This is a genomic window from Zobellella taiwanensis, assembly GCF_003012795.1.
Taxonomy (GTDB): domain Bacteria; phylum Pseudomonadota; class Gammaproteobacteria; order Enterobacterales; family Aeromonadaceae; genus Oceanimonas; species Oceanimonas taiwanensis.
Genome location: NZ_PXYH01000004.1, coordinates 92,817 through 106,438, shown reverse-complemented (window position 1 = coordinate 106,438; position 13,622 = coordinate 92,817). Strand labels below are relative to the sequence as shown.

The window sequence follows — 13,622 nt, the reverse complement described above, 5'->3', positions numbered from 1 at the left end:
TGGCTCCAACACAAAGGGGGCGCTAGGCCCCCGTCGATTAATATGGCGTGTGATCCGGTATGGACGGGAGCCGCCGTTACAGGCTGCGCTGCACTTCCACGACCTGGTACACCTCGATCTGGTCACCGACCCGTACGTCATTGTAGTTTTTCACACCAATGCCGCACTCCATGCCGTTGCGGACTTCCGCCACGTCGTCCTTGAAGCGGCGCAGGGACTCCAGCTCGCCTTCGTAGATCACCACGTTGTCGCGCAGTACCCGGATCGGGTTGCTGCGCTTGACCACGCCTTCGGTGACCATACAGCCGGCGATGGCGCCAAACTTGGGCGAACGGAACACGTCGCGCACCTGGGCCAGGCCGATGATCTCCTGCTTGAACACCGGGGCCAACATGCCGGTCATGGCCTGCTTCACTTCGTCCAGCAGTTCATAGATCACGCTGTAGTAGCGCAGATCGATCTCTTCCGCCTCGATTACCTTGCGCGCGGCCGCGTCGGCACGCACGTTGAAGCCCAGGATGATGGCATTGGACGCCGCTGCCAGGCTGGCATCGGTTTCGGTGATGCCACCCACGCCGGAGCCGACGATCTTGACCTTGACCTCGTCGGTGGACAGCTTCAGCAGCGAATCGCAAATCGCCTCGATGGAGCCCTGTACGTCCGCCTTCAGCACCAGGTTGACCTCGGCTACCTCGCCTTCGCTCATGTTGGCAAACATGTTCTCCAGCTTGGCCTTCTGCTGGCGGGCCAGCTTGACCTCGCGGAACTTGCCCTGACGATAGAGCGCCACTTCCCGCGCCTTCTTCTCGTCCCGCACCACGGTGGCTTCGTCACCGGCGGTGGGTACGCCGGACAGGCCGAGGATCTCCACCGGAATGGAAGGTCCGGCGGATTTCACTTCACGGCCCAGCTCGTCCTTCATGGCGCGCACCCGGCCGTATTCCAGTCCGCACAGCACGATGTCGCCCTGGTGCAGGGTACCGTCCTGCACCAGCACGGTGGCCACGGGGCCACGGCCCTTGTCCAGGCGGGACTCGATCACCACGCCCGAGGCCATGGCGTCGTAGACCGCGGTCAGTTCCAGCACCTCGGCCTGCAGCAGTATGGCTTCCAGCAGCTCGTCGATGCCCATGCCGGTCTTGGCGGAGATATGGACGAACATGTTCTCGCCGCCCCAGTCCTCGGACATGACGCCGTGCTGGGACAGTTCGCTCTTGACCCGGTCCGGATCCGCTTCCGGCTTGTCCATTTTGTTCACCGCCACGATCAGCGGTACACCCGCCGCCTTGGCGTGCTGGATGGCTTCAATGGTCTGGGGCATGACGCCGTCATCGGCCGCCACCACCAGGATCACGATGTCGGTGGCCTTGGCACCGCGGGCACGCATGGCGGTAAAGGCCGCGTGACCCGGGGTGTCCAGGAAGGTGATCATGCCGTTGTCGGTTTCGACGTGGTAGGCACCGATGTGCTGGGTGATGCCGCCGGCCTCCCCCGCTGCCACCTTGGTCCGACGGATGTAGTCCAGGGTGGAGGTCTTGCCGTGGTCGACGTGCCCCATGATGGTCACCACAGGGGCGCGCGGCTTGAGCTCGGCGTCGGTATCGCGATCCGACAGCACCCGCTCTTCCAGCTCGTTTTCCCGGCGCAGCACCACCTTGTGACCCATTTCTTCGGCCACCAGCTGGGCGGTTTCCTGGTCGATCACCTGGTTGATGGTGACCATGGCGCCCATTTTCATCATCGCCTTGATCACTTCGGCACCCTTGACCGCCATCTTGTTGGCCAGTTCGGCCACCGTGATGGTCTCGCCGATTTCCACGTCCCGGTTGACCGGCTGGGCCGGCTTCTGGAAACCGTGTTTCATCGACTTGGGCGTCATCACCTTGGCACGCTTGCCCTTTTTCTGACGCTCGGAGCGGCTTTCCCGATCTTCGCGATCTTCCTTGGACTTGCCGCCCTTGCGCTTCTTGCCACCGGTCCGGCGGGCTTTCTGCTCTTCGGTCTGATCGGCTTCGTCTTCCGCTTCCTGGGCATGGCGGTTGGTGGTGACGTGGTAGTCGGCGTCTTCCGGTTTCTTGGCCGCTTCCTCGGCCCAGCGCTTCTCATTTTCTTCCGCCAGCCGGCGCACTTCTTCCGCCTTTTGCTGGGCTTCCAGCTCGGCTTTACGCAGGGCTTCTTCTTCGCGCTGACGTTTCAGGTTTTCTGCTTCGCGCTTGGCCATATCATCCGCCTTCTTCTGCTCTTTGCTCTGGGGTTTCTGGACCCCTTGCTCCGTGGTGTTCTGAGCGTGCAGCTGAGCCTGACGGTGATGTTCTTCCGCTTCGCGCTTGGCTTTCTCTTCCGCTTCGCGCTTGGCCTTGGTTTCGGCTTCCTGCTTGGCTTTTTCTGCTGCTTCTCGTTTGGCCTGTTCTTCGGCCTCGCGACGCGCCTGGGCTTCCAGGCGTGCCTTTTCTTCCGCTTCTTGCTGACGCTGCTGCTCTTCGAGCGCATCCCGTCTTACGTAGGTGCGCTTTTTACGCACCTCCACCTGCACCGCCTTGTTCTTGCCACCGGCACCCTGCACACTCAGGGTACTGATGGTCTTGCGCTGCAGAGTCATCCGTTTGGGTTCGTTATCGTCATTGGCGCCGTGCTGCTTTTTGAGATAAGCAAGCAGGGCGGCTTTTTCTGTTTCGGACACGGTATCCTTGCTGGATTTCTCCATGCCCGCTTCACGAAACTGCTGAACCAGACGATCAACCGGTGTGTCGATGTCACTGGCAAGTTGCGTTAATGAGACTTCTGCCATTCATTTACCTCCGTTGATCTTATTCTTCGTCCTGGTCTCCGAACCAGCAGATATTGCGGGCGGCCATGATGAGTTCCCCTGCCAGGGCCTCATCCAGTCCTTCAATGCCCTCAAGGTCGTCGATACCTTGTTCTGCCAGCTCTTCCAGGTCCGCAATACCACGGGCGGCAAGCTGATAGGCCAGTTCCCGGGTCATGGAGGGCAGTGCGAGCAGTTCGGCTGCCGGCTCCACCCCTTCGAATGATTCTTCCTGTGCCAGGGCCCTGGTGGTCAGGGCATCCTTGGCTCGATTACGCAGCTCCTCCACCATATCTTCGTCCAGGCCTTCCACGCTCAGCAGCTCGCTGACCGGGACATAGGCGATTTCCTCCAGGGTGGAGAATCCCTCTTCCATTAGCAGGGCAGCGAAATCCTCGTCGATGTCCAGGTACTGGACAAAGAGGTTCATGATCTTGTCGCTTTCGACCTGGTGTTTCTGCTGCAGGTCCTCGACCGTCATCACGTTCAGCTCCCAGCCGGTAAGCTGGGATGCCAGGCGTACGTTCTGGCCGTTGCGGCCGATAGCCTGGGCCAGGTTGCCGGACTCCACCGCAATGTCCATGGAGTGGGCGTCTTCATCCACGATGATGGAGGCCACGTCGGCCGGGGCCATGGCGTTAATCACGAACTGGGCCGGATTGTCGTCCCACAGCACGATGTCGACCCGCTCGCCACCCAGCTCGCCGGATACCGCCTGCACCCGGGCGCCGCGCATGCCGACACAGGCACCGATGGGATCGATGCGGCGGTCGTTGGTTTTGACGGCAATCTTGGCACGGCTGCCGGGATCCCGGGCCGCGCCCATGATCTCGATGATTTCCTCGCCGATTTCCGGCACCTCGATGCGGAACAGTTCTTTCAGAAAGTCCGGATGGGTACGGCTGACGAACAGCTGGGCGCCACGGGCTTCGGGACGCACCGCGAACAACAGGCCACGAACCCGGTCGCCGGAACGGAAAGACTCCCGCGGCAGCAGGTCTTCCCGGAAGATCACCGCCTCGGCGTTGTTGCCCAGATCCAGAATGACGTTGTCGCGGGTCGCCTTTTTGACCACACCAGTGATGATTTCGCCTTCCTGATCCTGGAATTGCTCCACCACCTGCATGCGCTCGGCTTCGCGCACTTTCTGCACGATGACCTGTTTGGCGGTCTGGGTGGTGATGCGATCAAAGGTAATGGAATCGATTTGATCCTCGACATAGTCGCCGATTTCAATCTCGGGCTCGTCGATTTGGGCCGCTTCCAGGGTGATTTCCCGGTAGGGATTGGTCAGGGATTCCTGATCCGCCACCACCTGCCAGCGACGGAAGGTGTCGAAATCACCACTCTTGCGGTCGATGGCAACGCGGACTTCGATATCACCGTCGTATTTTTTCTTGGTTGCCGTGGCCAGGGCCGTTTCCAGCGCCTCGAAGATTTTTTCGCGAGGCACCGCCTTCTCGTTGGATACGGCGTCAACAACCAGCAATATTTCTTTATTCATGTCCGATGGCCTCGTTAGTCAAAGTTCGGAACCAGATGTGCCTTTTGGATATTGGAAAATGCCACGGGAAACTCCTGGCCCTCCACTTCCAGCCTGACCATGGTGTCTTCCACCGCCACCACTGTGCCTTTGAGTTTGCGACGGTTGTTGACCGCCATGCGCAGGCTCAGCTCCGCCTGCTGGCCAATAATGGCCTGATAGTGAGCCGGCTTGAACAAGGGGCGGGCGAGCCCGGGGGATGAGACTTCCAGATCATATTCGGTAGAAATGGGATCTTCCACATCCAGCACGGCACTGACCTGCCGGCTCACTTCGGCACAGTCGTTTACATCGATGCCATCTTCATGATCGATATACAGCCGCAGCGTGGAATGCCGTCCGGCACGAACCAGTTCAAGGCCCAGCAGTTCAAAACCCAGCGCCTCTACCGGCTCGCTGAGCATCTCGGTCAATCGTTGTTCCAATGTAGCCAAAGCTACCCCCTCCGAAAACAAAAAAAGGGCTCGCAGCCCAGTGAATTCGCACCGTTTTTGCCGGCGCCAAAGTACAGATAACAAAAAGCCCCGATTTTTCAAATCGGGGCAATTCACCTGGACCCTGATTGTCGCCTCGCGACGACCATCCCCGCGAGCATGGCGGTGGACGTGAAATTGGTTGCGGGGGCCGGATTTGAACCGACGACCTTCGGGTTATGAGCCCGACGAGCTACCAGGCTGCTCCACCCCGCGTCCGAAATCGTGCGAGATTATAATCAAATCGAGAACCAATCTCAACCTGACTATGTCTTGGTGCCGAGAGCGGGACTTGAACCCGCACGCCTATACAGGCACTACCCCCTCAAGATAGCGTGTCTACCAATTCCACCACCTCGGCAAAACTTGCTTACTGGGGAATGTCGCCGCCACTGGTGACGGGAACATCGCCCTGAACGGGGCTTTCCACCACTTCGGGTACGGAAAGATCTTCCCATTCGCTGGTTTGCTTGGTGCTGTTGGTAGAAAGATTACCGAGCACCAGGCTTACCACAAAAAATCCAGCCGCTAACAGCGTTGTCGCTTTGGTCAGGAAATTACCCGAGCCGCTGGATCCGAATACCGTATTGGATGCACCTGCCCCGAAGGAGGCGCCCATGTCTGCGCCCTTGCCTTGCTGAATCAGCACCAGGCCAATCAGTGCCAGCGCGATAAGCAGATACACCACCAAAAGAATTTCGTACATTTGAGCCTACCTTCGTTTGGCGTTGCCGCCCCTTTTCAGCCCTGCTGTCCGGAGCGGGGCTAATACTAGCGACCCGGCAGCCTGGATACAAGCGCATTTTTTAAAAAACCGTCCAAGTGCATAAAAAGGCGACAAAGCGATGATTCAACAACCGTTATTCTTGGCTTTAAGTCGCAAGTTGTCAGCAGCCCGGCCTTATGTTCGAGAACATACGGGTAACTGAATGTCATACCCCGTACGCAGATTTAGAAAACAACGCCGGGCAGTTCATCACTTACCATTTAACGCTGACAGCTCCGGCGAAGCCGGTCAGGCCGGTATGGCCTCGGCAATATGCTCCGCCAGACGGCGGACCTGTGACGGCTCGGCGCCTTCCACCATCACCCGGATCAGCGGTTCGGTGCCGGATTTTCTGAGCAGTACCCGGCCATGCCCGGCCAGTTCGGCCTCGGCAGCAGCCACCCGCCGCTGCACTTCTGCATCGACCAATGGATCCGTCCCGGCGGCGAAGCGGACATTCACCAGTACCTGGGGAAACAGTGTCAGACCGGCGCGCAGCTCGGCCAGGCTCTGGCGTGACGCCACCATGGCACGCAGCACCTGCAGGGCGGCCACAATACCATCACCCGTGGTGTTGTGATCCAGGCTGATAATATGGCCCGAGTTCTCGCCCCCCAGTTTCCAGCCATGCTCCTTGAGCCGTTCCATGACATAGCGATCACCTACCCTGGCCCGTACAAAGGGAATATCCAGCCCGGCCAGGGCCAGCTCCAGCGCCATGTTGCTCATCAGGGTACCGACCACACCGCCACCGAGCTGGCCACGGTCCCGGGCATCCCGCGCCATGATGAACAGTACTTCGTCGCCATCCACCAGGCTGCCATGATGATCCACCATCGCCAGGCGATCGCCATCGCCATCAAAGGCAATCCCCAGGTCTGCCTGGTGTTCCCTAACCGCAGCCATCAGGGCCTCGGGCGAGGTAGAGCCCACGTTGTCGTTGATATTGAGGCCATTGGGTTGCACACCGGTACGGATAACCCGGGCACCCAGCTCCTCAAATACTGAAGGCGCAATGTGATACGTGGCACCATGGGCACAGTCGACCACCAGGGTAAGCCCTTCCAGGCTGAGTTCCGAAGGAAAGGTGCTTTTGCAGAACTCGATATAGCGGCCGGCGGCATCGTTGATACGGCTGGCCTTGCCCAGCTGATCCGACGACACACAGTCCATCGGCTGATCAAGCAGGGCTTCTATGGCCAGTTCCACCTCATCGGGCAGTTTGGTGCCGTCATGGGAAAAAAACTTGATGCCGTTGTCGTAATAGGGGTTGTGGGACGCGCTGATGACAATACCTGCCTCGGCCCGGAAAGTGCGGGTCAGGTAGGCTATGGCGGGGGTCGGCATGGGCCCGAGCAGGGCCGCCTGGAGGCCGGCGGCGGACAGGCCGGCCTCCAGGGCCGACTCCAGCATGTAGCCGGAAATACGGGTATCCTTGCCAATAAGCACTTTTTTGGTGCCGGTACGGGACAACACCTTGCCCGCGGCCCAGCCCAGTTTCATCACGAATTCCGGAGTGATGGGATATTCCCCCACCCGGCCCCGCACCCCGTCGGTACCAAAATATTTTCTGCTCATAATTATTCCTTATATTGGGCCGCGTGTTGCCATACCCGGATGGCGTCGACCATTTCCTTGACATCATGTACCCGCACAATATGGGCACCCCGGTCGAGCGCAAACAGGTGTACCGACAGGGTCGCGGCCAGGCGCTGGTCGACCGGACGATCCAGCAGTTGCCCCAGCATGGACTTGCGCGACATGCCCACCAGCAACGGCAGGCCCAGCCGGTGAAGACGGTCAACCCGCCCCAGCAGTTCGTAATTATGTTCGAGGGATTTGCCAAAGCCATAACCCGGATCCAGGCAAAGACGCTCGCGACCGATCCCGACCGCCTCGCAGGCCAAGACGCGTTCGGCGAGAAAGTCGGCCACCTCCTGCGTCACATCCTGATAATCGGGAGCCTGCTGCATGGTACGCGGCTGACCCTGCATGTGCATCAGGCAAACCGCGGCGCCGCCAGCTGCGGCCACCTCCAGCGCACCGGGCTCTCGCAGTGCCCGAATATCGTTGATCAGATCGGCTCCCGCTGTAACCGCCTCGCCCATCACCACCGCCTTGCTGGTGTCGACGGAGATCCAGCAGTCCAGCTCTGCCCTCAACCGCTCAATGACCGGGATCACCCGATCCAGCTCTTCCTGTCCGGCTACGTCTTCGGCACCGGGACGGGTCGACTCGCCGCCCACGTCAATCATGGTGGCGCCGTCGGCGACCATTTGCAGGGCGTGGCGCAGGGCGGCGTCCTGGCTGTGATAACGACCGCCATCAGAAAAAGAGTCGGGAGTGATATTGAGTATGCCCATCACCTGGGGCGTGGAGAGATCCAGTGTTCTGGATGCGGAAGATAACAACATGAAGAGACCTAATTCCTAAAACCTAAAAAGTGAAAAGCCCCGGCACGCATGGCCGGGGCTTAATTTATCACAAAACTCAGTTGCTGGTGGCGTCGCCGGGCTTGTTGAGGTCCGGCGATGTGCCGGTTTTTTCTTCCCTCACGTCCTGCTTGTCGCCGGAGCTGGCCGCTGGCCCCTGGGGCTTGTCACCGTGCTCGTCTTTCCAGTCGGCAGGTGGCCGAACCTCGCGCCGAGCCATCAGGTCGTCTATCTGGCGGGCGTCGATGGTTTCATACTTCATCAGCGCATCCTTCATGGAGTGCAGGATGTCGATATTATCCAGCAATATTTGCTTGGCGCGGTTGAAGTTACGCTCGATAACCTGTTTGACCTCGGCATCGATCAGCTTGGCGGTTTCATCGGACATGTGCTTGCTCTTGGCGGCGGTACGCCCAAGGAATACCTCGCCTTCCTCTTCCGCGTAGAGCAGGGGACCCATTTTTTCCGACAGACCCCACTGGGTCACCATCTTGTGGGCAATTTCGGTGGCCCGCTCGATGTCGTTGGAAGCGCCGGTGGTCACCTTGTCGAAGCCGTAGATGATCTCTTCTGCCAGCCGGCCGCCGTAAAGGCTGGAGATCATAGACTCCAGGTGCAGCTTGCTGTAGCTGAAGCGATCCTGCTCCGGCAGATACATGGTCACACCCAGGGCCCGGCCGCGGGGAATGATGGACACCTTGTACACCGGATCGTGCTCGGGCACCATGCGGCCGACGATGGCGTGACCGGCTTCGTGATAGGCGGTCATTTCCTTTTCGGACTCGGACATCACCATGGAGCGGCGCTCGGCGCCCATCATGATCTTGTCCTTGGCTTTTTCGAACTCTTCCATCGATACCAGACGGCGACCGCCACGGGCAGCGAACAAGGCAGCCTCGTTGACCAGGTTGGCCAGGTCGGCACCACTGAAGCCAGGAGTCCCCCGGGCGATCAGGCTGGCGTTGACGTCATCGGCCAGGGGGACGCGACGCATATGCACCTTGAGGATTTGTTCACGCCCCCGTACATCGGGCAGACCCACCACGACCTGGCGATCGAAACGGCCGGGACGCAGCAGCGCCGGATCCAGCACGTCGGGGCGGTTGGTGGCGGCAATAACAATGACGCCTTCATTGCCTTCAAAGCCGTCCATTTCCACCAGCATCTGGTTCAGGGTCTGCTCGCGCTCGTCATGACCGCCACCCAGGCCGGCACCGCGCTGGCGACCGACGGCATCGATTTCATCGATGAACACGATGCAGGGCGCCGCCTTCTTGGCCTGTTCAAACATGTCGCGCACACGGGAAGCGCCCACGCCGACGAACATTTCCACGAAGTCGGAGCCGGAAATGGTAAAGAAGGGTACCTTGGCCTCGCCGGCGATGGCCTTGGCCAGCAGCGTCTTGCCGGTACCGGGCGGGCCCACCAGCAGAATACCGGTAGGAATGCGGCCACCCAGTTTCTGGAAGCGGCTGGGATCACGCAGGTAATCGACCAGCTCCTTCACGTCTTCCTTGGCCTCGTCGCAACCGGCCACGTCGGCAAAGGTGGTTTTGACCTGGTCTTCGCTCATCAGCCGCGCCCGGCTCTTGCCGAACGTCATGGCTCCCTTGCCGCCACCGCCCTGCATCTGGCGCATGAAGAACACCCAGACCCCGATCAACAGCAGCATGGGGAACCAGGAGATAAAGATGGAGGTCAGCAGGCTCGGCTCTTCCGGCTTCTCGCCCACCACCCGAACATTGTTGTTCAGCAGGTCGTTGAGCAGCTGAGGATCTTCGGAAGGCATGATGGTGGTGAAACGATCACCGCTGCGCTTGACACCGTTGATGGTTTGGCCGTCCATGCGGACTTCGCGGATCTGCCCTTGGGCCACTTCCTGTACAAAGGTGGAATAGTCGGTCTGACGGCCGGCCGGTTCACTCGGGCTAAAGCTCTGGAACACCGACATCAACACCACGGCTATGACCAACCACAGGATCAAATTTTTCGCCATGTCACTCAAATTACTAACCTCACCGGCTGACAGTTTATGACTGGGACAGGGTACTACAGTTTAAAACCTGTAGCCACAATGTAGACTTCCCGCGACCGGGGCCGCGACGAGTCGGGTTTTCTTACCTTTACCACACTGAAAGACCGGCGTACTTCGGCAAGAAATTCATCAAAACCGGCCCCCTGGAATACCTTGACCACGAAGCTGCCTTTGGGCGCCAGCACCTGGCGGCACATGTCAAGCGCCAGCTCCACCAGATACATGGCCCTGGGCTGGTCCACCTCAGGGGTGCCGCTCATATTGGGCGCCATGTCCGACAGCAATACATCCACCTTGTCATCGCCGACCCGTTCCAGCAAAGCGCCGAGCACCGCTTCCTCGCGAAAGTCGCCCTGCAGAAAGTCGACGCCGGCAATCGGGTCCATGGGCAGTATGTCGCAGGCGATCACCTTGCCCTGCTGGCCCACCTGTTCGGTGGCAAACTGGCTCCAGCCACCGGGAGCCGCCCCCAGATCGACCACGGTCATCCCGGGCTTGAGCAGGCGATCACGCCCCTGCAGTTCCTCAAGTTTAAACACGGCACGCGAGCGCAGGCCTTTTTTTTGCGCCTGTTGGACGTATTTATCGTCAAAATGCTCCTTGAGCCAGCGGGTCGAGCTGGCCGAGCGTTTTTTCTTACCCATTAAATTATCGCTCTGCTATTACCATTGAAGCCTAGATGGGGGTACAATAGCCCCCTTTCAACCTATTTAACTGAAGCATTTTGCAATGACCCTGAACAATAAGCAAAGACAATACCTCAAGGGAATGGCTCACAGCCTGAAGCCGGTGGTATTGCTTGGCCAGCACGGCCTGACCGAAGGCGTCCTGGCCGAGATCGACCTGGCTCTGAATCACCATGAACTGATCAAAGTCAAGGTTGCCGCCGAAGACAGGGAAGTCAAAACGCTGATCATGGATGCCATCGTCCGCGAAACCGGCGCGGTCAAAGTGCAGACCATAGGCCATATCCTGACGCTGTACCGTGCCAGCGAACAAAAGAAAATTACCCTGCCGAGAGGCTGAAACACCCCCTGGCGGATGTATCAAGCATCCGCCGCTTGCCAGTCCTGTGTTCCGTCAATAAAGTAGTGTGCTCCTCTTCTTTCCCTGCAAGGCGGAGGATGGATACTATGAGTATTTGCCCAAGGGGTTGTCTGTCATGCCTGCCCATCCCTACCTGACCGACGAAGAGCTGGCCCTGCTTGGCCAGTTGTACCGCCAGGAGCAATCCGAATCCCGGCTTAACCTGACGCTGTTCCTCGATGCCGGTATCCGCCCCCTGCTCGAACAGGCCTCCCAGCTCGAGCTGAAGATGGAGATCGGTGATGTCACCCTGCATTTTCCGGTCAGCCTCGATACCCGCAGCCATGATGAGCAAGCGCAAGTGAGCACACCGGACATTCTGACCGGGGACGAGGCCCATCCCCGCGCCTGGCGTCTGCCCTCTCCCCGGGAGCTGCGTCTGCTGGAGCCCAGTGGGCGTCCCCTGGCCGCCGACATCCGGGATCTTTCCATTGGCGGCATGCGCCTGTTGTCACGGCGCTGCCTGTTTCGACGCCAACAGAGCAGAAGGGTAAAGTTGCAGCTTGGTGACGAACAGGCGCTGTGGCTGCGTCTGCAACTGGTACGACAACACAGGGGACGCCATTTCTGGCTGACGGCGGTGCGTTTCGAGTTACCGGTGGCGGACAGGCTGGCCCTGTCGGATTTCGTATTCCGGGGCTTTCTGCAACAGATGGAGGGCAGGCAGCCATCCCCGTCTCATGGGGATGACCGCCCGAAAAGGCAGGATTAGAGGTACTCGACCTTGATGATTTCGTATTCCACGTCACCGGAAGGGGTCTTGACGATGGCGACGTCATCTTCTTCCTTGCCGATCAACGCCCGGGCAATGGGGGAGTTGACCGAAATCAGATTCGCCTTGATATCGGACTCGTCGTCACCCACGATGCGGTAGGTGATTTCCTTCTCGTCATCTACCTTGAACAGACTTACGGTGGCGCCGAAGATCACCTTGCCATTGTTGGGCAACTTGGTGATATCGATAATCTGGGCATTGGACAGCTTGGCCTCGATTTCCTGGATGCGTCCCTCACAAAAGCCCTGTTGCTCTCGGGCCGCGTGGTATTCGGCATTCTCCTTGAGATCACCGTGTTCGCGTGCCTCGGCAATGGCTTCGATAATTTGCGGACGGCGCACGGACTTGAGGTGGTCCAGTTCTTCACGCAGTTTCTGCGCACCGCGGATGGTCATCGGTGTTTGCTTCATAGTGGAAACCTGGTTCCTTTACCAAACAATAAAATAACAAAAGCCCTGCCGTAACAGGGCTCGTATCATCACAATATCCGTTTCAGCCATGGGCCAACTTGCTGACGGCCCAGACTAATACAGCCGGCTTAACGGGTCAAATCGTCGAAGAAGCGTTTTACACCCTCGAAAAAGCCTTCGGACTTGGGCCTGTGCTTCTTGGCCGCGGAGCCGCCGCAGGAGTCTTCCAGCTGGCGCAGCAGCTCCTTTTGCTCCTCGGTCAGGTTGACCGGGGTCTCGATATAGACCTTGCACACCAGATCGCCCAGCAGGCCGTTACGGGCCGACCTCACGCCCTTGCTCTTGAGCCGGAACATGCGTCCGGTCTGGGTTTCGGCCGGGATTTTGAGTTTGACCCGGCCATCCAGGGTCGGCACCTCCACCTCGCCGCCCAGGGCGGCGGAGGTGAAGCTTATCGGCACCTCGCAATACAGGTTGTTGCCTTCGCGCACAAAAATATCGTGTTCGCGTACATGGACCTGCACATAGAGATCGCCGGCCGGGGCTCCGGCCTCCCCTGCCTCGCCCTCGCCGGACAGGCGGATGCGATCACCGGTATCGACACCCGCCGGGATCTTGACCGACAGCGTCTTGGTCTTCTGATGGCGTCCCTCGCCATGGCATTGGTGGCAGGGATCGGTGATGATCTTGCCCCGCCCGCGACAATGAGGACAGGGCTGCTGTACGGTAAAAAAGCCCTGGCGCATCTGTACCTGGCCATGGCCATGACAGGTGGGGCAGGTCTTGGCCTGGGTACCGGGCTTGGCACCACTGCCGTCACAGACATCACAACCCACCAGGGTCGGTACCTTGATCTCTTTGGTCACGCCCCGGACCGCTTCTTCCAGGGTCAACTCCATGTTGTAGCGCAGATCAGAGCCGCGCGAGGCCCGCTGCTGCCGGCCACGGCCACCACCGAAGATATCGCCGAACACGTCACCGAAAATATCACTGAAGTCGGCACCACCACCAAAGCCGCCCTGGCCGCCCTGTTGACCGTCCACGCCCGCGTGGCCGAACTGATCATAGGCCGCCCGTTTCTGGGCGTCGGTGAGCACCTCGTAGGCCTCGGTGGCTTCCTTGAATTTTTCCGCCGCGTCGGCATCGTCCTTGTTGCGGTCGGGATGATATTTCATCGCCATCCGCTTGTAGGCTTTCTTGATTTCGCGCTCGTCGGCTCCCTTGGAGACGCCGAGCACCTCATAATAATCTCGTTTCGACATAGCTTATGTGCTTACCTGCTGATTACACAAAGGC

The 13,622-nt window shown here is 59.4% G+C and carries 12 protein-coding genes and 2 tRNA genes; 2 read left to right on the top strand and 12 right to left on the bottom strand.

What is annotated here, in order from left to right:
* Window positions 1–76 precede the first annotated feature (76 nt).
* The 10 genes from infB to rlmE all read right to left on the bottom strand — a co-directional run bounded on the left by infB (window position 77) and on the right by rlmE (window position 10,699).
* Entirely contained in the window at window positions 77–2,788 is a 2,712-nt protein-coding gene (gene infB / locus C7I36_RS04130; RefSeq protein ID WP_106452464.1) for a translation initiation factor IF-2, read from the bottom strand.
* A 19-nt stretch (window positions 2,789–2,807) separates the two neighbouring features.
* The gene (nusA, locus tag C7I36_RS04125) at window positions 2,808–4,310 is read right to left on the bottom strand and encodes a transcription termination factor NusA (RefSeq protein ID WP_106452463.1); all 1,503 of its coding nucleotides are present in this window, start codon (window positions 4,308–4,310) and stop codon (window positions 2,808–2,810) included.
* 14 nt (window positions 4,311–4,324) lie between these two features.
* Window positions 4,325–4,783 (bottom strand): ribosome maturation factor RimP, encoded by a 459-nt coding sequence (gene rimP / locus C7I36_RS04120; RefSeq protein ID WP_106452462.1) that lies wholly within the window; start codon window positions 4,781–4,783, stop codon window positions 4,325–4,327.
* Between the two features lie 178 nt (window positions 4,784–4,961).
* Window positions 4,962–5,038, bottom strand: a tRNA-Met gene (locus C7I36_RS04115).
* Window positions 5,039–5,096: 58 nt separating this feature from the next.
* Window positions 5,097–5,183, bottom strand: a tRNA-Leu gene (locus tag C7I36_RS04110).
* A 9-nt stretch (window positions 5,184–5,192) separates the two neighbouring features.
* On the bottom strand, window positions 5,193–5,528 hold the full coding sequence (gene secG, locus C7I36_RS04105) for a preprotein translocase subunit SecG (RefSeq protein WP_106452461.1): 336 nt from the start codon (window positions 5,526–5,528) through the stop codon (window positions 5,193–5,195).
* 309 nt (window positions 5,529–5,837) lie between these two features.
* Window positions 5,838–7,166 (bottom strand): phosphoglucosamine mutase, encoded by a 1,329-nt coding sequence (gene glmM, locus C7I36_RS04100; protein ID WP_106452460.1) that lies wholly within the window; start codon window positions 7,164–7,166, stop codon window positions 5,838–5,840.
* 2 nt (window positions 7,167–7,168) lie between these two features.
* Complete coding sequence (gene folP, locus C7I36_RS04095) at window positions 7,169–8,002, bottom strand: dihydropteroate synthase (protein WP_106452459.1); 834 nt, start codon at window positions 8,000–8,002, stop codon at window positions 7,169–7,171.
* Window positions 8,003–8,078: 76 nt separating this feature from the next.
* The gene (gene ftsH / locus C7I36_RS04090) at window positions 8,079–10,025 is read right to left on the bottom strand and encodes an ATP-dependent zinc metalloprotease FtsH (protein ID WP_106452458.1); all 1,947 of its coding nucleotides are present in this window, start codon (window positions 10,023–10,025) and stop codon (window positions 8,079–8,081) included.
* A gap of 44 nt (window positions 10,026–10,069) precedes the next feature.
* Entirely contained in the window at window positions 10,070–10,699 is a 630-nt protein-coding gene (gene rlmE, locus C7I36_RS04085) for a 23S rRNA (uridine(2552)-2'-O)-methyltransferase RlmE (protein ID WP_106452457.1), read from the bottom strand.
* An 85-nt stretch (window positions 10,700–10,784) separates the two neighbouring features.
* On the opposite strand from rlmE, the gene yhbY reads away from it, so the two are divergent.
* A complete protein-coding gene (gene yhbY / locus C7I36_RS04080) occupies window positions 10,785–11,081 on the top strand; it encodes a ribosome assembly RNA-binding protein YhbY (protein WP_106452456.1) in 297 nt (98 codons plus the stop codon).
* A gap of 136 nt (window positions 11,082–11,217) precedes the next feature.
* Window positions 11,218–11,853 (top strand): PilZ domain-containing protein, encoded by a 636-nt coding sequence (locus C7I36_RS04075; protein WP_106452455.1) that lies wholly within the window; start codon window positions 11,218–11,220, stop codon window positions 11,851–11,853.
* On the opposite strand, the gene greA is transcribed toward C7I36_RS04075, so the two are convergent.
* Together greA and dnaJ are read right to left on the bottom strand one after the other, a co-directional pair.
* On the bottom strand, window positions 11,850–12,326 hold the full coding sequence (gene greA, locus C7I36_RS04070; protein ID WP_106452454.1) for a transcription elongation factor GreA: 477 nt from the start codon (window positions 12,324–12,326) through the stop codon (window positions 11,850–11,852). The genes C7I36_RS04075 and greA overlap by 4 nt on opposite strands.
* 128 nt (window positions 12,327–12,454) lie before the next feature.
* Window positions 12,455–13,588 carry a molecular chaperone DnaJ gene (gene dnaJ, locus C7I36_RS04065; RefSeq protein ID WP_106452453.1) on the bottom strand — a complete coding sequence of 378 codons (1,134 nt, stop codon included), beginning with the start codon at window positions 13,586–13,588 and terminating at the stop codon, window positions 12,455–12,457.
* Window positions 13,589–13,622: the final 34 nt, after the last annotated feature.

Coding starts and splice junctions, on each gene's coding strand:
- C7I36_RS04075 (WP_106452455.1), top strand. CDS start 11,218: ATGCCTGCCCATCCCTACCTGACCGACGAAGAGCTGGCCCTGCTTGGC.
- greA (WP_106452454.1), bottom strand. CDS start 12,326: ATGAAGCAAACACCGATGACCATCCGCGGTGCGCAGAAACTGCGTGAA.
- rlmE (WP_106452457.1), bottom strand. CDS start 10,699: ATGGGTAAGAAAAAACGCTCGGCCAGCTCGACCCGCTGGCTCAAGGAG.
- folP (WP_106452459.1), bottom strand. CDS start 8,002: ATGTTGTTATCTTCCGCATCCAGAACACTGGATCTCTCCACGCCCCAG.
- nusA (WP_106452463.1), bottom strand. CDS start 4,310: ATGAATAAAGAAATATTGCTGGTTGTTGACGCCGTATCCAACGAGAAG.
- yhbY (WP_106452456.1), top strand. CDS start 10,785: ATGACCCTGAACAATAAGCAAAGACAATACCTCAAGGGAATGGCTCAC.
- dnaJ (WP_106452453.1), bottom strand. CDS start 13,588: ATGTCGAAACGAGATTATTATGAGGTGCTCGGCGTCTCCAAGGGAGCC.
- infB (WP_106452464.1), bottom strand. CDS start 2,788: ATGGCAGAAGTCTCATTAACGCAACTTGCCAGTGACATCGACACACCG.
- secG (WP_106452461.1), bottom strand. CDS start 5,528: ATGTACGAAATTCTTTTGGTGGTGTATCTGCTTATCGCGCTGGCACTG.
- glmM (WP_106452460.1), bottom strand. CDS start 7,166: ATGAGCAGAAAATATTTTGGTACCGACGGGGTGCGGGGCCGGGTGGGG.